The 22223-nt window shown below is 63.0% G+C and carries 15 protein-coding genes; 3 read left to right on the top strand and 12 right to left on the bottom strand.

From position 1 onward, the window contains the following. Positions 1–9: 9 nt before the first annotated feature. From ACWTU9_RS14310 to ACWTU9_RS14255, 12 genes are all read right to left on the bottom strand, one after another. Positions 10–933 carry an ABC transporter permease subunit gene (locus tag ACWTU9_RS14310; RefSeq protein ID WP_454573872.1) on the bottom strand — a complete coding sequence of 308 codons (924 nt, stop codon included), beginning with the start codon at positions 931–933 and terminating at the stop codon, positions 10–12. 172 nt (positions 934–1105) lie between these two features. Then, the gene (locus tag ACWTU9_RS14305; protein ID WP_455858829.1) at positions 1106–2698 is read right to left on the bottom strand and encodes a peptide ABC transporter substrate-binding protein; all 1593 of its coding nucleotides are present in this window, start codon (positions 2696–2698) and stop codon (positions 1106–1108) included. Between the two features lie 280 nt (positions 2699–2978). Further along, complete coding sequence (bglA, locus tag ACWTU9_RS14300) at positions 2979–4616, bottom strand: beta-galactosidase BglA (RefSeq protein ID WP_455858828.1); 1638 nt, start codon at positions 4614–4616, stop codon at positions 2979–2981. Then, a complete protein-coding gene (gene glgX / locus ACWTU9_RS14295) occupies positions 4616–6616 on the bottom strand; it encodes a glycogen debranching protein GlgX (protein WP_455858827.1) in 2001 nt (666 codons plus the stop codon). Before glgX ends, bglA begins: the two co-directional genes overlap by 1 nt. A gap of 199 nt (positions 6617–6815) precedes the next feature. Further along, positions 6816–8444, bottom strand: a complete 1629-nt coding sequence (locus ACWTU9_RS14290) for an alpha-D-glucose phosphate-specific phosphoglucomutase (protein WP_455858826.1) — start codon at positions 8442–8444, stop codon at positions 6816–6818. Between the two features lie 3 nt (positions 8445–8447). After that, positions 8448–9893, bottom strand: coding sequence for a glycogen synthase GlgA (gene glgA / locus ACWTU9_RS14285; RefSeq protein ID WP_455858825.1), 1446 nt, complete (start codon positions 9891–9893; stop codon positions 8448–8450). A gap of 80 nt (positions 9894–9973) precedes the next feature. Then, the gene (glgC, locus tag ACWTU9_RS14280) at positions 9974–11239 is read right to left on the bottom strand and encodes a glucose-1-phosphate adenylyltransferase (RefSeq protein ID WP_455858824.1); all 1266 of its coding nucleotides are present in this window, start codon (positions 11237–11239) and stop codon (positions 9974–9976) included. Between the two features lie 84 nt (positions 11240–11323). Continuing rightward, complete coding sequence (gene glgB / locus ACWTU9_RS14275; RefSeq protein WP_455858823.1) at positions 11324–13537, bottom strand: 1,4-alpha-glucan branching protein GlgB; 2214 nt, start codon at positions 13535–13537, stop codon at positions 11324–11326. Between the two features lie 119 nt (positions 13538–13656). Next, positions 13657–16119 carry a glycogen/starch/alpha-glucan phosphorylase gene (locus ACWTU9_RS14270; RefSeq protein WP_455858822.1) on the bottom strand — a complete coding sequence of 821 codons (2463 nt, stop codon included), beginning with the start codon at positions 16117–16119 and terminating at the stop codon, positions 13657–13659. A 141-nt stretch (positions 16120–16260) separates the two neighbouring features. Continuing rightward, positions 16261–17043, bottom strand: coding sequence for an ATP-binding cassette domain-containing protein (locus ACWTU9_RS14265; RefSeq protein WP_454586590.1), 783 nt, complete (start codon positions 17041–17043; stop codon positions 16261–16263). A gap of 2 nt (positions 17044–17045) precedes the next feature. Next, on the bottom strand, positions 17046–18107 hold the full coding sequence (locus ACWTU9_RS14260; RefSeq protein ID WP_454586591.1) for an ABC transporter permease: 1062 nt from the start codon (positions 18105–18107) through the stop codon (positions 17046–17048). A gap of 156 nt (positions 18108–18263) precedes the next feature. Next, complete coding sequence (locus ACWTU9_RS14255; protein ID WP_454586905.1) at positions 18264–19241, bottom strand: substrate-binding domain-containing protein; 978 nt, start codon at positions 19239–19241, stop codon at positions 18264–18266. Positions 19242–19505: 264 nt separating this feature from the next. Here ACWTU9_RS14255 and ACWTU9_RS14250 point away from each other — a divergent pair, with 264 nt between their 5' ends. From ACWTU9_RS14250 to ACWTU9_RS14240, 3 genes are read left to right on the top strand one after another with little or no spacing between them, the layout of a single operon-like run. Continuing rightward, positions 19506–20732: an ROK family transcriptional regulator gene (locus tag ACWTU9_RS14250; RefSeq protein WP_454573861.1), complete on the top strand. Its 1227-nt coding sequence runs from the start codon at positions 19506–19508 to the stop codon at positions 20730–20732. Further along, positions 20733–21179 (top strand): RbsD/FucU family protein, encoded by a 447-nt coding sequence (locus ACWTU9_RS14245; protein ID WP_454586593.1) that lies wholly within the window; start codon positions 20733–20735, stop codon positions 21177–21179. Next, entirely contained in the window at positions 21176–22099 is a 924-nt protein-coding gene (locus tag ACWTU9_RS14240; protein WP_455858821.1) for a carbohydrate kinase family protein, read from the top strand. The genes ACWTU9_RS14245 and ACWTU9_RS14240 overlap by 4 nt, the downstream gene beginning before the upstream one ends. The last annotated feature ends 124 nt before the right edge of the window (positions 22100–22223 follow it).

Raw genomic sequence — 22223 nt, 5'->3', positions numbered from 1 at the left:
ATAGCGAACTCAGTCATAGCGAACTCTGGGGTCGACGACCGCGTACATGACGTCGACGATCAGGTTGAAGACGATGGTGAAGAGCGCGATCACCACGACGGTCCCCATCACCAGCGTGTAGTCGCGGTTGAGCGCTGCATCGACGAAATAGCGGCCGACACCGGGAATAGAGAAGATCGTCTCGACGATGACCGAACCGGTGAGCAGCGCCGCGGCCGCCGGACCGGTGAAGGAAACGATCGGCAGAATGGCGCCGCGCAATGCGTGTTTGACCACCACCGACCAGTCCGACAGGCCGAGCGCACGTGCCGTTCGGATATGATGCGAACGCAAGCTCTCGATCATCGAACCGCGCATCAGGCGGGCGACGATGGCGATCTGCGGCAAAGCGAGCGTCAGCACCGGGCCGACCTTGTTGATCAGTGCGCCATCACCCCAGCCGCCGATCGGCAACAGCTTCCAGGTCAATCCGAAGGCAAGCTGGATGATCGGGGCGATGACGAAGGTGGGGATGGTGCTGCCGGCGGTCGCCAGCGCGATCACCGTATAGTCGCCAAGCTTGTTCTGGTTGAGCGCGGCAATGGTGCCGAGCACCGACCCCAGCAGAAGCGCCAGGATCAGCGCGGAGGTGCCGAGCTGGACTGAAATCGGCAAGCCCTTGGCGAAGAGTTCGGTGACGGTGAAGTCAGGCAAATTGTAGCTCGGCCCGAAATTGCCCCGCAGCAGGTTGCCGAGATAGTGGGCATATTGCAACCAAAGCGGATCGTCGAGGCCGAACTGTGCTTCCAGATTGGCCCTGATCTCGGGACTGAGGCCCCGCTCCTGATTAAACGGGCCGCCCGGTGCGACGCGTATCAGGAAAAACGCCAAGGTCACGATGACGAACAGCGTCGGTATGGCGGTCAGAAGCCGCCGTAAGATATATCGCAGCATCAGCGCCCCGTTTCGGCCAGAGCGACACACGTCCATGCGGACGCATAACCACGCTCCGGCGCCAAATCTTCGCACCGGGCTTGCCGAAAATCGACCACGACTTTCGGACCGGTGCGATGACCGACCAGCCCGCCGCGCCCGGATGAGGCGCGGCGGTCCAGTCAAGGATGATTCAGTCCTTGGAGACGAAGCGGGAGGGATGGATGTCCATCACATTGTCATCGAAGCCATGCAGCTTCGAGGAAACGATGTCGTGGAAGCTGTAGTAGAGAAGCGGAATGTTACCGACATCATCGACGAGGATGCGCTCGGCCTCAGTGAGGTCCTTCATACGCTCTTCCGGCTTGCCGCCGGCGGCGGCGGCCTTGTCCATGGCCGCTTCATATGCCGGGCTGACGTAGTCCGAATAGTTGTTTCCGCTGGCCTTGCGCGTGATGCCGAGGAAGGTCTCGGGATCCTTGTAGTCGGCGATCCAGGCGGCACGCGCCACGTCATAGTTGCCCTTCTGCTCGAGGAAGGAATAGTGGGTCTTGGTATCGGTGTTGAGCAGCGTGATCTCGACGCCAAGCGGCTTCAGCTGTTCCTGGATGGCAACCGCGGTGTTCTTGTGATTTTCCGAGGTGTTGTAGCGAATCTCCATCTTCAGCGGATGCTCGGGCGTATAGCCGAGTTTCTCGAGGATCTTCTTGGCGGCGTCCTCGCGGTCGATCTGCGACATGTCGGCGTATTTGGCCATTGCCGGCGTGTAGCCCGCGATGCCCGGAGGCACCATCGAATAGCCGGGCAGCATCGAGTTCTGCCAGACCTTCTCCGCAAGGAAGTCGCGGTCGATCGCCATCGAGATGGCGTTGCGCAGCTCGACATTGTCCCAAGGCGCCTTGTCGGTCTTGATCGCGTAATAGTAGGTGCCGAGATACGGTCCGACGCGGACCTGATCGCCGAACTTGGTCTTGAGGTCAGCAAGCTGTTCGGTTGGCAGGTCGCCGTAGCTGTCGAGTTCGCCGGCCTCGAAACGCTTCATCGCCGATGAGCGGTCTTCGGTCGGGATATAGTTGACGACGTCCATCTTGACGGTCGCGGCGTCCCAGAATTTCGGATTCTTGACCAGCTTCATGTGGTCGTTGGGAATCCACTCGGCCAGTGTATAGGCGCCGTTCGAAACGAGATTACCCGCCTTGATCCAGTCGGCGCCGAGCTTGTCGATTGAGGCCTTGTTGACCGGATAGGTGGCCTGGTGAGTCAGCATCTCCAGGAAGTATGGCGTCGGCGCCTTCAGCGTCACTTCCAGGGTGTTGGCGTCGATCGCCTTGACGCCCAGATCCTCGGGCTTGCCCTTCTTGGTGTTGACTTCCTCGGCGTTCTTCACCGGATAGAGCATGGAGGCGTATTCGGCGGCGGTCGCCGGATCCTCCAGCCGGCGGAAGGAGTAGACGAAGTCGTCCGCCGTCACCGGGCTGCCATCCGACCACAAGCCATCCTTGCGCAGCTTGAAGGTGTAGACGGTGCCGTCATCCGATACCGTCCAGCTTTCGGCTGCGCCCGGAATAAGGTTCGTCTTCTGATCGTGCATGACCAGCCCCTGGAACAGGTCGCGTATAATATCGGCTTCGTAGACGGTCGAGGTCTTGTGCGGATCGACCGTCTCCGCTTCGGCGGCGCTGCCCCTGTTATAGACAGTCTCGGCAAGGGCCGGCGTCAGGAACGTGCCTGCGGCAAAGGTCATGGTCGTGGCGACCAGCGTCGCCTTCAGCATATTTTTCAGCATGAAGTCTCTCCCTGCGGCGCTGCCCAGCGGCTCGCGCCTTTCGAGTGTTGACGCCCCGGAACCGATTTCTGGCCCTTTTTGAGCGCGCCACCGGTTCCCGTCCGGCAGCTTGGTGGCAGGAGACTAGACAGACGGAAATATTATTTCAACCGTTGCTTGCTTGACGTTGAGTGAGCTGCTTCAACGCTAAAACAGCGTTCCCTAAAATATAAGCCCGCCTGAATTTGAGGACATCGGATCTGCCAAAGGCGATTTTGACGCCAGCCTGTCCCTGAACGGATCAGGCTATCTTGCCGACAAAGCAGCCCAGTGCCGGCAGCGACAGCCCTTCCTCCTGTAGGACCGCACCGCCACCCGGAGCTATCGCCACAACAGCCCCGAAATCCGGCGGCAGTGGCCAGTCGGCCGGCTCGTCGGCGAAATTGAAGACGCAGAGCAATGTCTCGCCCTCACCCTGCCTGACGAAGGCAAGGACTTCGCCTTCGGTATCGAGAAAGCGGATCGACCCCTTGACCAGCGCCGGATGCGCCTTGCGCAGGGACAGCATCGTCCGATAGCCGGCGAGCACGGAATTGTCGTCGCCATTCTGGATGTCGACCGCCTGGGCGCGGTGACTTGCCGGTACCGGCAGCCAGGGCTTGGCCGTCGAGAAGCCGGCATTGTCGGCGCCCGCCTCCCAGACCATCGGCGTGCGGCAACCGTCCCTGCCCTTGAGCCCCGGCCAGAAACGGATGCCGAAGGGATCACGCAGGTCCTCGAAGGTCAGTTCCGCCTCTTCCAGCCCAAGCTCTTCGCCCTGATAGAGGCAGATCGAGCCGCGCAGGCATGAGAGCAGCGCGATTGCGAATGTGGCCACCGCATTTGGATCGCCGCCCGGCCGCGTCCAGCGGCTGACATGGCGCACGACATCGTGGTTGGAGAACGCCCAGCAGACCCAGCCGTCGACAACCGCTGCCTCGAAGGCCTCGACGCAGCCGCGCACATGGGCGGGCGAGAATTGTGACCCGAGCAGATCGAAAGTGTAGCACATGTTGAGCTTGTCGCCGCCGGAGGTGTAGGCGGCCAACGTCTGCAGCGAGCGGCCTTCGTCGCCGACCTCGCCGACGCTGGCGCGGTCGGGATACTCATCGAGCAGAGCGCGAAAGCGCCGGAGGAAATCGAGGTTCTCTGGCCGCGACTTGTCGAACAGATGTTCCTGGAAGAGGTAGGTGTTGGTTTCGCCGTTGGTGCCGGCGACGCTCGACGCCAGCGGCGGATTGCTGCGCAGCCAGCGGTCGTGGACATAATAGTTGACTGTGTCGAGACGAAATCCATCGACGCCGCGTTCTAGCCAGAACCGCACCGTCTCCAGCAACGCGTCCTGGACTTCCGGATTGTGGAAGTTGAGGTCCGGCTGCGAGGCCAGGAAATTGTGCATGTAGTATTGCCGGCGGGTCGCGTCCCACTCCCAGGCTGGGCCGCCGAAAACCGACAGCCAGTTGTTGGGAGCGTTGCCGTCGGGTTTGGTCTCAGCCCAGACGTACCAGTCGGCCTTGGGGTTGTCGCGGCTGGCACGGCTTTCGACGAACCATTCGTGCTTGTCGGAGGAGTGAGACAGAACCTGGTCGATGATCACCTTCAGGCCGAGCCGGTGCGCCTCGGCCACCAGCGCATCGAAATCCTCCAAGGTGCCGAACATCGGATCGACCGCCTGATAGTCCGATACGTCGTAGCCCATGTCGGCCATCGGCGATTTGAAGAAGGGCGACAGCCAGACGGCGTCGACGCCGAGCGAGGCGACGTGCGCCAGCCGCGACGTGATGCCCGAGAGGTCGCCGCTGCCGTCGCCGGTCGTGTCCTGGAAGGAGCGCGGATAGATCTGGTAGATGACGCAGCCGCGCCACCATTCGACCCCCTGCTCTGTATTGCCATCGGCCATCACGAACCCTTCCTGGCGCGGCCCTTTGCGGTCCGGCGCTCGATCATGAAACTGACGCTGCGGCCGGGCAGCGGGCGCGCGAGGTCGATCGCCTGCGTTTCAATGGCCGGCTGCCATTGGAACCCTTCCCGCGCAGGCAGGGTGAAGACGCATTGGCGGCGGTCGCCATTGACGATGACGGCGAGGCGCCCTTCCCCCGTATCGCCGAGCAGCATGACAAGGCGATGGCGCGAGGCATCGTTCCAGTCGGCCTCGCTCAGTGGCGCGCCGGTCTCGGTCAGCCAGGCGACGTCGGGCAGGTCCGAACCGCCCTGCGGTTCTCCAGTCAGGAAGCGCGGGCCGGCAAGCGCCGGCATTGCGCGCCGGAGTGCCGCGAGCGCCGAAACATGGGCTTCCAGCGCAAGGTCGCGCCCAGCCCAGTCGAGCCAGGTGATGGCGTTATCTTGCGCATAGGCGTTGTTGTTGCCCTTTTGCGTACGGCCGAATTCGTCGCCCGCCGTCAGCATGATGGTGCCGCGCGAGGCAAACAAGGTGGCAAACAGCGCGGAGCGATCATGGAGCCGGGCCTCGGCAATCGCCTGGTCGGAGGTCTCGCCCTCGACGCCATTGTTCCAGGACAGGTTCTCGTTGTGGCCGTCGCGGTTCTTCTCGCCATTGGCGTGGTTGTGTTTCGCTTCATAGGCGACGATGTCGGCCAAGGTCATGCCGTCATGCGCCGCGATGAAATTGACCGTGCGGCTGATGCTGCGGCCTTCTTTGGCGAAGACATCGGACGAACCGGCAAGCCTTGTCGCCAGCGCGCCGACCGCGCCGGCATCGCCGCGCCAGAAACGCCTGACATCGTCGCGGTATTTGTCGTTCCATTCGAGGTAAGGCGGGCGGAAATTGCCGAGCTGATAACCGTTCGGGCCGATGTCCCAGGGCTCGGCGATCAGCACACAGTCGGCCAGAACGGGATCATCGATGATGGCTTGCAGCAAGGGTGCGTTTGGATCGAAAACGCCGTCGACTCGGCCGAGAACCGGCGCCAGATCGAAGCGGAAACCGTTAACACCGGCATAGCGGACGAAATGGCGAAGCGTGTCGAGCACCATGTCGCGGACGACAGGGTGGTCGCAGGCGATCGTGTTGCCGGTGCCGGTGTCGTTGGCCAACCTGCCGCCCGCCTCGTGCCGGTAATAGGCCTGGGCATCCAGCCCGCGCAGCGACAGCGTGGGGCCGAGCCGGTCGCTTTCGCCGGTGTGGTTGAAGACGAGATCGAGGATGGTGCCGATGCCGGCCTTGCGCAGGGCCGCAACCGTATCGCGCAATTCGGCGATGCCGCCCGGCGCCAGGCGCGGGTCGAGCGCCATGAAGGTGACGGGGTTGTAGCCCCAGGCGTTGCTGAGGCCGAGCGGCGGCAGATGCCGCTCGTCGATCGAGGCCGTCACCGGCATCAGCTCGACGGCGCAGACGCCGAGCTTCTTGAGGTGTTCTATGATGGCCGGATGGGCAAGCGCCGCAACGGTGCCGCGCTGGCCTTCGGGGATGTCGGGATGCAGCCTGGTGAAGGAACGGACATTGAGCTCGTAGATCAGGCCGCCGGGCTGGAACAGCGGCGGCGCGGCCGGGACGGCTTTGGGCAAAGCCACAGCCACCGCCTTGGGCATCAGCGAGGCCGTGTCCATACCCATGCTGCGGGGCCGGGTCAGGCGCCAGTCGTAGGCGTAGGGCCTGTCGATCTCGACGGCATAGGGATCGGTCAGCAACTTGTCGGGGTCGAACCACAGACCGCGCTCTGGCACATAATCGCCATCGGCGCGCAAACCGTAGCGCGTGCCGGCAGCAAGGCCGGCGACGAAAAGCGCATGAACACCCTCGCCTTCCGGCTGGAGTTCGACCCGGTCGACCTCGTGGTAGCCCGCATCATCGAAGATCGACACCCAGAGGCGCCGCGCGGATGACGACCAGGCGGCGAAGCGGATGCCATCGCGGGTGATGGTGGCGCCGAGCGAGGTCATGAGCGCACTTCCCCTTCTCCCCTTGTGGGAGAAGGTGGATCGGCGCGCAGCGCCGAGACGGATGAGGGGTGTTGGAAGCAATGCGGCGTCCGTGATCTGGACGCCGGGTTGCGCCAAGCTGGAGCACCCCTCATCCGTCCGAGCTTCGCTCGGCCACCTTCTCCCACAAGGGGAGAAGGCGGAGCCATGTTCACCACCCTCAAGTAATCACGCTCGGCTTGTTGCGGCCCGTGTGGCTCTTGATGCCTGCAATATCATCAGCCGCGGCAATCAGATCGGCGAGCGCCTCCTGCGTGTCGAGATCGTGCCTCGCCCTATCCGGCTCGTAGCGCTCGATGTAGACGCGCAGCGTCGCACCCGACGTGCCGGTGCCGGAGAGGCGGAAGACGACGCGAGAGCCGCCCTCGAACAGGATGCGGATGCCCTGGTTCTTGCTCACCGAGCCGTCGACCGGGTCGTGATAGGCAAAATCGTCGGCATTGGCGATCTTCAGGCCGCGCACGCTGGTGCCAGGCAGCGAGGTCAGCTTGGCGCGAAGTTCGTCGACCAGCGCGTTGGCGCGTTCGGTCTCGACCTCCTCATAGTCATGGCGCGAATAGTAGTTGCGGCCATAGGTCGCCCAGTGCTCGGTGACCACCTGCTTGGCGCTTTCGCCGCGCACGGCCAGGATGTTGAGCCACAACAGTACCGCCCACAGCCCGTCCTTTTCGCGGACATGGTTGGAGCCGGTGCCAGCACTTTCCTCGCCGCAGATCGTCGCCATGCCGGCATCGAGCAGATTGCCGAAGAACTTCCAGCCGGTTGGCGTCTCATAGATGCCGATGCCGAGCTTTTCGGCAACGCGGTCGGCGGCCCCGCTGGTCGGCATAGAGCGGGCGATGCCTTTCAGGCCGTCCTTGTAGCCCGGGGCCAGTTGCGCATTGGCGGCAAGCATTGCCACCGAGTCCGACGGGGTGACGAAGATACCCTTGCCGATGATCAGGTTGCGGTCGCCATCGCCGTCCGAAGCGGCACCGAAATCTGGCGCGTCCGGTCCCATCATCTCGTCATAGAGATGCTTGGCGTGGACCAGGTTGGGATCGGGATGATGGCCACCGAAATCCTGCAGCGGCTTGTAGTTGCGGCAGGTGCCGTTTTCCGCGCCAAGCCGGCGCTCGAGGATTTCCTTGGCATAGGGTCCGGTGACCGCATGCATGGCGTCGAAGCGCATGCGGAAGCCGTATTTGAAATTGGCGCGGATGGCGTCGAAGTCGAACAGGCTCTCCATCAGCTCGGCGTAGTCGGTGACCGGATCGATGATCTCGACCTTCATGCCGCCCGCCTCGACCGAGCCGATCTTGTCGATGTCAATCTCGGCGATATCGGCGGTCTTGAAGCTCGAAATCGTCTTGGTCTTTTCGAAGATCGCGTCGGTCAGTTTTTCCGGCGCCGGGCCGCCATTGCCGGCATTGTATTTGATGCCGAAATCCTCATGCGGGCCGCCGGGATTGTGGCTCGCCGACAGGATGATGCCGCCGAAGGTCTTGTATTTGCGGATGACGTGCGAGGCGGCCGGCGTCGACAATATGCCCCCCTGCCCGACCATCACCTTGCCGAAACCGTTGGCGGCGGCCATGGCAATGGCCTTCTGGATGACCTCGCGGTTGTAGAAGCGGCCGTCGCCGCCGATCACCAGCGTCTTGCCCTTGAAGCCGTCGAGCGCATCGAAGATCGACTGAATGAAGTTCTCGGCATAGTGCTCCTGCTGGAAGACAGGCACCTTCTTGCGCAGGCCGGACGTGCCGGGTTTCTGGTCAAGATAGGGTTTGGTGGGGACGGTCCGGATCATGCTTCAGGCAACCCTTTTCGAAAGCAACAGGCGGTAGAGTTCAACGTATTTGTCGGCGCTCTTGTCCCAGGAGACATCGGCCTTCATGCCTTGGCGCTGGATCTGTTCCCAGACCGCCGAGCTCGAATGCGCGTCGACCAGCCGGCGGATGGCGTGCAGCATCGCGCCGCCATTGTTGGGCGCGAACTGGAAGCCGGTAGCCACACCTGCCGAGATCGCTGCCTCGTTGGCATCGATGATGGTGTCGGCAAGGCCGCCGGTGCGGGCCACGACCGGCACGCAGCCATAGCGCAGGCCGTAGAGCTGGGTCAGCCCGCAAGGCTCGAAGCGCGACGGGATGACGATGGCGTCGCAGCCGCCTTGCATTGTGTGGGAAAGCCCCTCGTCATAGCCGACCACGACGCCGATGCGGCCGCGATGGCGGGCGGCGGCGGCAAGCAGCGCGCCTTCGAGGCCGGCGTCACCCGAACCAAGGATCGCCAGCCGCGCGCCGGTGGCAACGACGCCGTCGACGACCGCCGCCAGTATGTCCATACCCTTTTGCCAGGTCAGCCGGCTGATGACGCAGACGATCGGGCTGTCGTCCTGCTCCAGATTGAAACGGTCCTCGACAACAGCCCGGTTGGGCAGGCGAGCCTTCAGCGCCTGCGCGGAATAGGCCGACACCAGATGCTTGTCGGTCTCGGGGTTCCAGATGTCGACATCGATGCCGTTGACGATGCCGTAGAGATCCGAGGATCGCATGTTGATCAGGCCGTCGAGACCCATGCCGAATTCGGGCGAGCGGATCTCCTGGGCATAGGTGGGGCTGACCGTGGTGATCGCCCAGGCAGCCTGCAGCCCGGCCTTGAGGAAGCCGACGCCGCCATAATATTCGACGCCGTCGAGCGCCATCGCCACCGCCGGCAGGCCGAGCTCGCCGAAGATGCCGGCGCCGAACTGGCCCTGAAAGGCAAGGTTGTGCACAGTGATCAGCGACGGCACGCCGACCGCCTTGCCGTATCGCATATAGGCGAGCGTCATCGCCGACTGCCAGTCATGGGCGTGGACGAGATCCGGCTGGTAGCCGGAAATGGCGCCGCCGGCGATGTCGCCGCCGACCTGGCTCAACGCGGCGAAGCGCCGCCAATTGTCGGGCCAGTCGGCGCCGGCCGCGTTGCCATAGGGGCCGCCGGGACGGTCGTAGAGATGCGGCGCGTCGAGCACGAACAGGTCGAGCCCGGCAATCTTCACGGCATGGACTGAAGCCTTGCCGCCCTGCAGCAGCGGGTACTGGTAGACGGCCTTCTTTTTCTTGAAGGCGTCCATCACCTGGGGAAAGCCGGGGATGAGCGTGCGCATGGTCACGCCCTTGGCGGCAAGTGCGATCGGCAGCGCGCCGGTCACGTCGGCAAGCCCGCCGGTCTTGATCAGCGGGAAGATCTCGGGCGTGACCGACAGAACCTGCATGCGTTTCTGATCCTGTCTAACTCTTTGTTTTTGCGCAATTCCGGACGGAAAGCCGTTTCACACTTTTCCTGGAATAGCTCCTAAAGCTTCAACTTGTCGATCATGTCCTGCGTGACCAGGCAGATGCCCTTCTCCGAAACGCGGAAACGCTTGGCGTCGAGCGCTGCGTCTTCGCCAACCACCAAGCCTTCCGGTATCCTTACACCGTGGTCGATGACGACGCGCTTCAACTTTGCGTTCCGCCCGACATGAACGTCGGGCAGCATGACGACTTCTTCCAGCGTCGAATAGGAGTTGATGCGCGCACCGGTGAAGATCAGGCTGCGCTTCAGCGAAGCACCTGAAACGATGCAGTCGCCCGACACCAGCGAGGAGACGGCCGAACCGCGCCGGCCATCCTCGTCATGCACGAACTTTGCCGGCGGCTTCAATTCGGCATAGGTCCAGATCGGCCAGTCGCGGTCGTAGAGGTCGAGTTCGGGGGTAATGTCGGTCAGGTCGATATTGGCTTCCCAATAGGCATCGACGGTGCCGACATCGCGCCAATAGGCCTCGTTCTCGGCCGTCGAGCGCACGCAGGATTTGGCGAAGCGATGCGCAATCGCCTTACCGTTCTGGACGATGTAGGGGATGATGTCCTTGCCGAAGTCGCGGCTGGAACCCGGCTCGGCGGCATCGCGGCGCAGCTGTTCCATCAGGAACTTGGTCTTGAAGACATAGATGCCCATCGAGGCCAGCGCGAATTCCGGCTTGTCGGGGATACCAGGCGGATCGGCGGGCTTTTCGACGAAGGCGATGATGTTGTCCTTGTCATCGACATGCATGACGCCGAAGCCGGTCGCTTCCATGCGCGGCACTTCGAGGCAACCGACGGTGACGTCGGCATTGGCGTCGACGTGCTGACGCAGCATCAGCTCGTAGTCCATCTTGTAGATGTGGTCGCCGGCGAGGATGACCATGTATTCGGGGCCATAGGCCTCGATGATATCGATGTTCTGGTAGACGGCGTCGGCGGTGCCTTCATACCACTGGGTTTCCGAGACACGCTGGCTGGCCGGCAGGATGTCGAAGCTTTCGTTTCGCTCGGGGCGCAGGAAGTTCCAGCCGCGCTGCAGGTGGCGGATCAGCGAATGCGCCTTGTATTGGGTGGCGACACCGAGGCGGCGAATGCCGGAGTTGAGCGCATTGGACAGCGCGAAATCGATGATGCGCGTCTTGCCGCCGAAATAAACAGCCGGCTTGGCGCGGCGGTCGGTCAATTCCTTGAGCCGGCTGCCGCGGCCGCCGGCCAGCACATAGGCCATGGCATCGCGCGCCAGCGGCTGGGTTCTTTTCAAGTCTGCCATTTTTTACCCTCCCAAATTACCAGTCTGGTGCATCGCTCAGTCGCCAACAAGCTGACGGACTTCGTCCGCAGCGCATTGACGGACCTAGTCCGCAATGAATTCAAGCATGATCGTCGACAGCGGCGGCAAAAGCATCGTCGCCGAAATGCCTCCTCCCTCCGCCCTGGCTTCGACCACGCCGCCATTGCCCTTGCCCGAACCACCATAGTCCGAAGCGTCGGTGTTGATGATTTCGCGCCATTTGCCGACCTCGGGCAACGGCACGCGATAGCTGTCGCGCGGCACCGGCGTGAAGTTGGAAACGACGGCGATGGGATTGCCGTCCGGCGCGCTGCGCAGCCAGGCGAAGACCGAGTTCTCCTTGTCATCGACGATCAGCCAGGAGAAGCCTTCCGGCTCGCAGTCACGCGCATGCAGCGCCGGGCGCGAGCGATAGAGGTAGTTGAGGTCGCGCACCGTCTGCCAGACGCCGCGATGCGGGCGGAAATCGAGAAGGTTCCAGTCGAGCGCGCGCGCTTCGCTCCACTCGCGGCGCTGGGCGAATTCCTGGCCCATAAACAACAGCTTCTTGCCGGGATAGCCCCACATGAAGGCGTAAAAGGCGCGCAAAGTCGCGAATTTCTGCCAGTCGTCGCCGGCCATCTTGCCGAGCAGCGTGCCTTTGCCGTGCACGACCTCGTCATGGGAAAGCGGCAGCACGAAATTCTCTGAAAAGGCGTAGGTCAGGCCGAAGGTAAGGTCGTTGTGGTGGTGTTTGCGGAAGATCGGCTCCTTGGCAAAATACTCCAGCGTGTCGTGCATGAAGCCCATGTTCCACTTGAAGCCGAAGCCCAGTCCGCCTTCATGCACCGGGGCGGAGACCTTCGGCCATGACGTCGATTCCTCGGCGATGGTCATCACGCCGGGATGGTGGCCGTAGACCTCCTTGTTCATCTTCTGCAGGAAGGACACCGCTTCGAGGTTTTCGCGACCACCCTTCTCGTTGGGGATCCATTCGCCCGCCTTGCGCGAATAGTCGAGGTAGAGCATCGAGGCGACCGCATCGACGCGCAAACCGTCGACATGGTATTTCTCGGCCCAGAACAGCGCATTGTTGACGAGGAACGACACCACCTCGCGGCGGCCGAAATTGTAGATTGCGGTGTTCCAGTCGGGATGAAAACCCTTGCGCGGATCGGCATGCTCATAAAGTGCGGTGCCGTCGAAATTGGCCAGGCCATGCGCGTCGACCGGGAAATGCGCCGGCACCCAGTCGAGGATGACGCCGACGCCGGCGCGGTGCGCACCGTCGACGAAACGGGCAAAACCGTCAGGATCGCCGAAGCGCGCGGACGGGGCATAGAGTCCGGTTGTCTGATAACCCCATGACGGGTCATAGGGATGTTCGGAGATCGGCAGGAATTCGATGTGGGTGAAGCCGGTTTCGACAGCATAGGGGATCAGCTGGTCGGCGAGTTCGTCCCATGACAGGAAGCTGCCGTCATCGTGTTGCTGCCACGAACCGGCATGGACCTCGTAGATCGATATGGCTTCTCGCCGCAGATCGGCCTTGCGCCAGTAGCTGCGGTGCGCTTCGTCACCCCATTCATGCGCCGGCGGCACCGCCGTCACCGAAGCGGTGGCCGGGCGAAGCTCGGATTTGAAGGCGAACGGATCGGCCTTGAGCGGCAGGCGCACGCCATCAGGGGCAATGATCTCGTATTTGTAGGGCCGGCCAGCGCCGATATCGGGAATGAACAGTTCCCAGATGCCGGTGTCGCGGCGGTCGCGCATCGTATGGCGGCGGCCGTCCCATTCGTTGAAGTCGCCGACCACCGAGACACGCCGCGCATTGGGCGCCCAGACGGCAAAATGCACGCCCGACGCGCCCTCATGGTCGATGAGATGGGCGCCGAGCTTGTCGAACAGCCGGAGATGCGACCCCTGGGCGATGTAATAGTCGTCCATCGGGCCGAGCACCGGGCCGAAGGAATAGGGATCGGTCAGCCACCAGTCGCCGCCGGCATTTTTGGCGTGATAGCGCAGCGGCTGGCGTTTGCGGATCGAAACCTTGCCCTCGAAGAAACCGGCATCGTCGCGGCGTGAGAGTTCGCCGACTTCCTTGCCGGTCAGCGTATAGGCGGTGACAAACTCGGCATTGGGCACGAAGCAGCGGGCAACGAAGCCCTTGCCGGCTTCATGCACACCCAGAACCGCGAAGGGATCGCCGTGCGTGCCGGCAACAATCGCCGCGACATCGCCGGCTGGCGCCAGCCCGTCCGGCCCGCTTGTCGCAGCGGTCACGCGCGGTTTCCTCATCAGGTAGCGTCCCTCCCAGGGTGCTATTTTGTTTTGTGCATGTCGTTGGCCCAAAACCGCTATGCACTTTTGGGCGACATGCACGAGGCCACATTGTTCGTGGGCCTCATGCAATCATATCAGGCGGGCACGTTCCAGATTTCTTTCGCATATTGGCGGATTGTGCGATCGGAAGAGAACCAACCGACGCGGGCGACGTTGCGGATTGCACGTGCGTACCAGTCGGGACTGTTGCGCCAGACGGCGTCGACATCGCGCTGGGCAGCGGCGTAGGCGTCGAAATCCGCCGCCACCATGAACCAATCGGTGTTGTAGAGACCGTCGACCAGTTCGCGGTAGCGATCCGGCTGATCGGGCGAGAAAACGCCCGACGAGACGGCAGCGACAGCCTGCGCCAGTTCCGGCGATCCTTCGATGACGGCGCGCGGGTTGTAGCCATTGGCGCGCCGCTCGGCGACTTCGGCCGTGGTCAACCCGAAGATGAAGATGTTGTCGTCGCCGACGCACTCCTTGATCTCGACATTGGCGCCGTCGAGCGTGCCGATGGTCAAGGCGCCATTCAGGGCGAACTTCATGTTGCCGGTGCCCGAGGCTTCCATGCCGGCGGTCGATATCTGCTCCGACAGGTCGGCGGCCGGCATCATCACTTCGGCCAGGCTGACATTGTAGTTCGGTACGAACACCACCTTCAGCAGGCCGCGCACCGACGGGTCGCTATTGATGACCTTGGCGACGTCGTTGGCAAGTTTGATGATCAGCTTGGCATTGTGGTAGCTGGGCGCCGCCTTGCCGCCGAAGAATTTGACGCGCGGCATCCAGTCCAGCTCGGGATGCGAGCGGATCTGGTCGTAAAGGGCGATGGCTTCCAGGATGTTGAGCAGTTGGCGCTTGTATTCGTGGATGCGCTTGACCTGGATGTCGAACAGCGCAGACGGATCGACCTTGATGCCAAGCCGGTCGGCGACGAGATTGGCAAGCTTGACCTTGTTGGAGCGCTTGACCGCAGCAAACTTGTCACGGAAGGCGGCGTCGCCGGCAAAGGCATCGAGCCCCTTGATGGCGTCGATATCGTCGAGGAAGCGGTCACCGATCGCTTCACGGGTGAGCGCGGTGAGACCTGGATTGCACTGGATCAGCCAGCGCCGCGGCGTAATGCCGTTGGTCTTGTTGTTGATGCGATCGGGATAGAGCTTGTGGAGATCGGCAAACACCGTCTCCTTCATCAGCTCTGTATGCAGCGCCGACACGCCGTTGATCGAGTGCGAGCCGACAAAGGCCAGGTTGCCCATGCGCACGCGGCGGTCGCCGGCTTCCTGGATCAGCGAGATGCGGCTGATCTGCTCGTTGGAGAACTGGTTGGTGGCACGGGCCTCCAGCAGCACCTGTGCATTGATGGCGTAGACGATCTGCATGTGGCGCGGCAAAAGCCGCTCGAACAGCGGAACCGGCCAGCTTTCCAGCGCCTCGGGCAGCAGCGTGTGGTTGGTGTAACCGAAGGTGCGCTTGGTGATGTCCCAGGCCTGGTCGAAATCCATGCCGTGGACATCCATCAGCAAGCGCATCAGCTCCGGCACGGCAATCGCCGGATGGGTGTCGTTGAGATGGATCGCGGCCTTGTCGGGCAGCGAGACGAGATCGCCATACTGGCTCAGATGGCGCTGGACGATGTCCTGCAGCGAGGCGGTGGAGAAGAAGTATTCCTGGCGCAGCCGCAGTTCCTGCCCGGCCTTGTGGGAATCGGCGGGGTAAAGCACGCGCGACAGCGCATCGGCCTTGTTGCTTTCGGCAAGCGCGCCGATGTGGTCGCCGGCGTTGAACTTGTCGAGCAGGATCGGATCGATCGGCATGCCGGACCACAGCCGCAGCGTGTTGACGCGGTTGGCCCGCCAGCCGACCACCGGCGTGTCGTAGGCGACGGCCTGGACATGCTCTGTCGGCTTCCAGACGTGGCGTTCGAGCCGGCCGTCCTTGGAGGTGATCGATTCCACCGAACCGCCGAAGCCGACCTCGAAGGCACGCTCGCGGCGTTCGAACTCCCAAGGGTTGCCGTGGTCGAGCCAGGTCTCGGGCAGTTCGACCTGCCAGCCGTCATGGATCTCCTGGCGGAACATGCCATTGGCGTAGCGGATGCCGTAGCCATGGGCGGGAATGTCGACGGTTGCCATGCTTTCCATGAAGCAGGCGGCAAGCCGGCCGAGACCGCCATTGCCGAGCGCTGCATCCGGCTCGAGCCCGGCGATGAGGTCGAGGTCGACGCCCAGCGACTTCAGCGCCTCGCGCATATTGTCCATCAGGCCGAGATTGGAGAAGGCATCGCGCATCAGCCGGCCGATGAGGAATTCCAGCGACAGGTAATAGACGCGCTTTTCCTGCTGGGCGTAGGCCTCCTGCGTCGCCTGCATCCAGTGATCGACGATGCGGTCGCGCACGACCTTGATCGAGGCCGTCAGCCAATCATATTGCGTGGCGACGTTGGTGCCCTTGCCGACCCTGTATTTGAGGGCTGACAGCACTTCGTCGGCGAGCGTCTTGGGATCGGGGATTTCGAGATCAGGGGCTTTGGCTGTCATTGTTCGCGTCATACTGCCTCTCGTGATCGTGCTGCGATCATACCGGCTTTCACCGCAAGTCCCAGCCTATCCTAGTGCATTGCAGCATATATTCAATCGATTTAGGCTGAGATGCCGCATGCTTCCCCTGCGGCAATTTACCCGTAGGGCCGGTCAGGCCGCCAGCGCATCCTCCGGCGGCTTCTTGGCCCCGGTCATCAGCGCCACCGCATCCGACATCGAAATCTGCTTCGGATCGACGACGCAGAGGCGCCGGCCGAGCCGATGGATGTGGATGCGGTCCGCGACCTCGAAGACATGCGGCATGTTGTGCGAGATCAGCACGATCGGCAGGCCGCGCTTCTTGACGTCGAGGATCAGTTCCAGCACGCGGCGGCTTTCCTTGACGCCAAGCGCGGCCGTCGGCTCGTCCATGATCACCACGCGACTGCCGAAGGCAGCGGCGCGCGCCACAGCCACGCCCTGGCGCTGGCCGCCCGAGAGCGTTTCTACCGCCTGGCTGATGTTCTGGATGGTCATCAGGCCGAGTTCGGTCAGTTTGTCGCGGGCGCGCTTTTCCATCGCCGGACGGTCGAGCATGCGCAGCCATTGGCCGAGGAAGCCGGGTTTGCGGATTTCGCGGCCGAGGAACATGTTGTCGGCGATCGAGAGCGCCGGCGACAGCGCCAGATTCTGGTAGACGGTTTCGATGCCGGCTTCCCGGGCCTCCATCGGCGACTTGAAGGCAACGGGTTTGCCTTCAAGCCGGATTTCCCCTTCGTCGGGCACTGCCGCGCCCGAAATCGCCTTGATGAGCGACGATTTGCCGGCGCCGTTGTCGCCGATGACGGCGAGGATTTCACCCGGATAGAGGTCGAAATCGGCGTTGTCGAGGGCGGTCACGCGGCCATAGCGCTTGATCAGGCCGCGCGCGGTGAGGATGGGTTCCTGGGTCATGATTATGCCGAAACCTTTCTGATCCATTGGTCGATCGCCACGGCGCCGATGATCAGCACACCGGTCAGCAGCACCTTCCATTGCGGATCGGCGCCCAGCATGTTGAGGCCCATCGAAACGACACCGACGATCATCGCGCCGAACAGCGTGCCCAGAATTGAGCCGCGTCCGCCGAACAGTGAAATACCGCCAATCACCGTCGCGGTGATCGCCTGCAGATTGTAGTCGGTAACGGCGGCTGACGGCGAGATGGAGCCGTTGCGACCGATGGAGACCCAGGCAGCGAAAGCGGCGATCAACCCGGCAAGGGTGTAGACCGTCACCAAGACCTTCTTGGTCTGGATGCCAGAGAGCTTCGCCGCCTCCTGATCATCGCCAACAGCGTAGACATGGCGGCCCCATGCGGTGTGGTTGAGCACGTACCAAAGGACCATAACAAGCACGACCGTGGCGATGACGCCGAGTGTCAACACCGCCGTGCCGACCTTGAAGCTCAGGGCAAAGAGATGCAGCAGCGGCGCCTGGGTGTCGACGTCGGTGTCGCGGATCGTCTCGTTGGCCGAATAAATGAAGTTCGTCGCCATGACGATGTTCCAGGTGCCGAGCGTGACGATGAACGGCGGCAGCTTCATGTAGGCGACCAGCAAGCCGTTGAGCAGGCCGCAGGCCGCGCCGGCGGCAAGTCCGATGGGCACTGCGAGCACGGCCGGCATACCGTAGCTGACCGCGCAATTGCCCATGATCACGGCCGAAATCACCATGATCACGCCGATCGACAGATCAATGCCTGCGGTCAGGATGACCAGCGTCTGCGCGGCACCGAGGATGCCGACGATGGCGATCTGCTGCAGGATCAACGTGAGAGTATAGGATGAAAAGAAACGCCCGCCGATGGCGATGCCGAAAATGACGATCGACAGGACCAGCACAATCAGCGGCACCGCCGCCGGTGTCGAGTGCAGGAAATGCTGGATGCGCTTGACGGCCGATTTGTGCTCGTCAAAAGCCGCAACGCTTGTGTCGCTGCTCGAGAGAACTTTTTCGAATTCCTGAGCCTGAACCATGTTTCCTCCCCTGGGCCTCGGCTCCATGCCGACACCCGCTCGCGCCTGTCCGGTCTGGTGCCGGGATTATTCGCGTTTACAGTGGCGCATCGTCCACCCGAAGCGGCCGGGGATCAAGCCCCGGCCGTCAGCTTGTTGCCGGCTGTCAGCCAGCCATCAGCCCCAGCACTTGGCGAGGCCTTCCTTGGTGTCGATCGACTTCACGCCATTGGCCGGCTTGTCGGTGACGAGATTGACGCCGGTGTCGAAGAAATTCTTGCCTTCGGTCGGCTTGGGCTTGGTGCCGTCCTTGGCGAAGGCGGCGATCGCCTCGATGCCGAGTGCCGCCATCTGCAGCGGATATTGCTGCGAGGTGGCGCCGATGACGCCTTCGGTCACCGACTTGACACCTGGGCAGCCGCCATCGACCGAGACGATCAGCACCTGGCTTTCGAGACCGACAGCCTTGAGCGCCTGGTAGGCACCGACGGCGGCAGGCTCGTTGATGGTGTGGATGACGGTGATGGTGTTGTCCTTCTGCAGAAGGTTTTCCATCGCCTTGCGGCCACCCTCTTCGTTGCCGTTCGTCACGTCGTGGCCGACGATGCGCGCATCGTCCTCATCGCCGATCTTGTTGGGGTCCTTCACGTCGATGCCGAAGCCCATCATGAAACCCTGGTCGCGCAGCACGTCCACGGTCGGCTGCGACGGCGTCAGGTCTAGGAAGCCGATCTTGGCATCCTTGGCCTTGTCGCCGAGGGTTGCGGCGGCCCAGGCGCCGATCAGCTTGCCGGCTTCCAGATTGTCCGTCGCGAAGGTCGCGTCGGCGGCATCGATCGGGTCAAGCGGGGTATCGAGCGCAATCACCAGCAGGCCGGCGTCACGCGCCTTCTTCACCGTCGGCACAATGCCCTTGGTGTCGGACGCGGTGATCAGGATACCCTTGGCGCCGTCGGCGATACAGCTTTCGATCGCCGCCACCTGGCTTTCGCTGTCGCCGTCGATCTTGCCGGCATAGGTCTTGAGGTCGACGCCAAGCTCCTTGGACTTGGCGGTCGCGCCCTCCTTCATCTTGACGAAGAAAGGGTTGGTGTCGGTCTTGGTGATCAGGCAGGCGCCGACGCCGGCGGCCGATGCTGTCGAAGCAAACGCCATCAGGCCGAGGCCCGCCGCGGCGAACACGGTGGACTTCAATAATGCTTTGGTCACGATCTTCCTCCCATGGAACCATGCGGATGCCGCCAACCGGCATCTCGAGCGCATCCACTGAAGTTCTCCCAGTGTGGACGCGTCCTCAAATGACACCAGCGGGAGGCGCCTGTCAATAATTAAATCACTCTTATTTATTATTGACAGCATTGCACGGTTCACTCATTCTGCCGCAAAAGCAGTAAGAATAAACCAAGGGAAGGAACAAGGGTGGAGACCGGCATTGCGAGGCACGGTTCGCCCGAGGCGGCCGCCAGCCGTCTCCACCGTGGCACCAACCAGAGCGGCATGCGCGACCACAATGAGCGGCTGGTGCTGTCGCTGGTGCGCCAGCATGGCAGCCTGGCCAAATCGGACATTGCGCGCATGACCGGGCTTTCCGCCCAGACCGTCTCGGTCATCATGCGCGAACTCGAGGAAGACAGCCTGCTGGTGCGCCAGGCGCCGTTGCGCGGCAAGATCGGCCAGCCTTCCATTCCGATGGCGCTGAACCCTGAAGGCGCATTCTTCATCGGCCTGAAAATCGGCCGCCGCAGCGCCGAGCTGGTGCTGATCGATTTCCTTGGGCATGTGCGTTCCATGCTGCAGCACTCCTACCGCTATCCGGCGCCGCGCGAGACGGTGGAGTTCGTCACATCGGGCATGAAGACGATGCGCGCCGAACTGACACCGGCCCAGGACAGGCGCATTGCCGGGCTCGGCATAGCCATGCCGTTCGAACTTTGGAACTGGGTCGACACCGCCGGTGCGCCGCGCGACATCATGGACGAGTGGCGCCATCGCGACATCCGCACCGACATCCAGTCGCAATGCGAATTCCCGGTCTATCTGCAGAACGACGCGACGTCGGCCTGCGGCGCCGAACTGGTGTTCGGCCAGACCGGCGGCGCGCGCGACTTCGTCTATTTCTACATCGGCGCCTTTGCCGGCGGCGGCATCGTGCTCAACGGCCGGCTTTTTGGTGGGCCAACAGGCAATGCAGGGGCGCTGGGCTCGATGCCGGTGCCCGGGCCGGACGGCAAGCCGACACAGCTCATCGACGTTGCCTCGATCGCCATGCTGGAAAAGGCGCTCAGCGACCGCGGTATAGACGGCTCCTATCTCTGGACGTCACCGCAGGAATGGGGCGACATCGGCGCCGAGCTGGACGACTGGATTGCCAGCGCCTCACGGGCGCTTGCCTATGCAATCGTATCGGCGTCCTCGGTGATCGATTTCGAGGCCGCGGTGATCGATGGCTGGATGCCGCTCGCTGTCCGGCGGCGCCTCGTCGATGCGATCAAAGCGGCCATCGGCACGATCGACGGCGAAGGCCTGAAGCTGCCGGTTGTGCGCGAAGGCACCGTCGGCATCCACGCCCGCGCGCTGGGCGGCGCCAGCCTGCCGCTGTCCGAACGCTTCCTCATCGGTTCGACCACGATTTCCAGGAGCACCTGAATGCTGATCGGTATTCCGTCGCTGCTCGGTCCGGAGCTTCTGGCGACCTTGCGGGCCATGGGCCATGGCGACGAGATCGCGCTTGTCGACGGCAACTACCCGGCGGAAGAACAGGCAAACCGGCTGGTGCGAGCCGACGGTCATCATCTGATACCGGTGCTCGACGCCATATTGAGCGTGCTGCCGGTGGACGACTTCGTGCCGGAAGCGCTGTTTCGCGCGTCGGTCCGAGGCGATCCCTCACTTGCCGATCCGGTCCACCACGAGATCGAGGCACTCTGCGCCCGGCGCGCACCAGGACGCAAAGTGGTTGCGCTGGCCGGTGCCGACTTCTATGCACGCGTCCGGTCGGCGCACGCCATAGTCGCTACCAGTGAACCCAGGCTCTATGCCAACATCATCATCCGCAAAGGCGTGATCCATCCGCCGGAGAACAAGAAACCATGATCCTCTGCTGCGGCGAAGCCCTGATCGACATGCTGCCGCGCACCACCACGCAGGGCGAGCCGGCCTTTGCGCCCTATGTCGGCGGCGCGGTCTTCAACACGGCGATCGCGCTTGGCCGCCTTGGCGCGCCGGCGGGCTTCTTTTCCGGCCTGTCGTCCGATCTGTTCGGCGGCCAGTTCCGCGAGGCGCTGGGGGCAAGCAAAGTCAGCTCCACCTATGCGCACACCTCCCCTCGCCCTACCACGCTGGCCTTCGTGCGGCTCACCAACGGCCAGGCGACCTACACCTTCTATGACGAGAACACCGCCGGGCGGATGTTGACCATCGAAGACCTGCCGGAACTCGGCGCAGAGATCGAAGCGATGCTGTTTGGCGCCATCAGCCTGATCTCGGACCCGGCGGGTGCTGCCTATGAGGAATTCATGAAGCGCGAGCACCAGCGCCGCGTCATGATGCTCGACCCCAACATCCGGCCGAACTTCATCCCCGACAAGGCCAGGCATCTGCGTCGCATCCGCTCGATGATGGCGATGGCCGACATTGTGAAGCTGTCGGACGAGGATTTGCTCTGGTTCGGCGAGGCCGGCTCGCATGAGGACGTCATTCGCAACTGGCTGGACCGCGGCCCGAAGCTGATCGTCGTCACCCATGGCAGCGAAGGCGCTGTCGGCTACAGCCGCGACCATAAGGTCACGGTGATGCCACAGAGGGTCGAGGTCGTCGACACGGTCGGCGCCGGCGACACTTTCAATGCCGGCATTCTGGCCTCGCTGCACGAGCAGGGTCTGCTCACCAAGGCTGACATCGGCGGCCTTTCCGAGGACGCCATTCACCAGGCGTTGGCGCTGGGCGCCAAGGCGGCGGCGGTGACGGTGTCGCGGGCCGGCGCCAACCCGCCCTGGCGGCATGAAATCGCCTGATCCACCAGCCATCAGGCCCACGCTACTGCGACAGCACGATCACTTTATGTTTCCGCGGGCCGGAAAGACGCGATAAATTAGCCGCGACACGTCCTGGAAAGCCCGGATTTCCGGCATCTTGCTG

This window comes from Mesorhizobium sp. 128a, assembly GCF_053848025.1.
The sequence above is the reverse complement of the archived record's forward strand: the minus strand, read 5'-3'. Positions and strand labels throughout refer to the sequence as shown.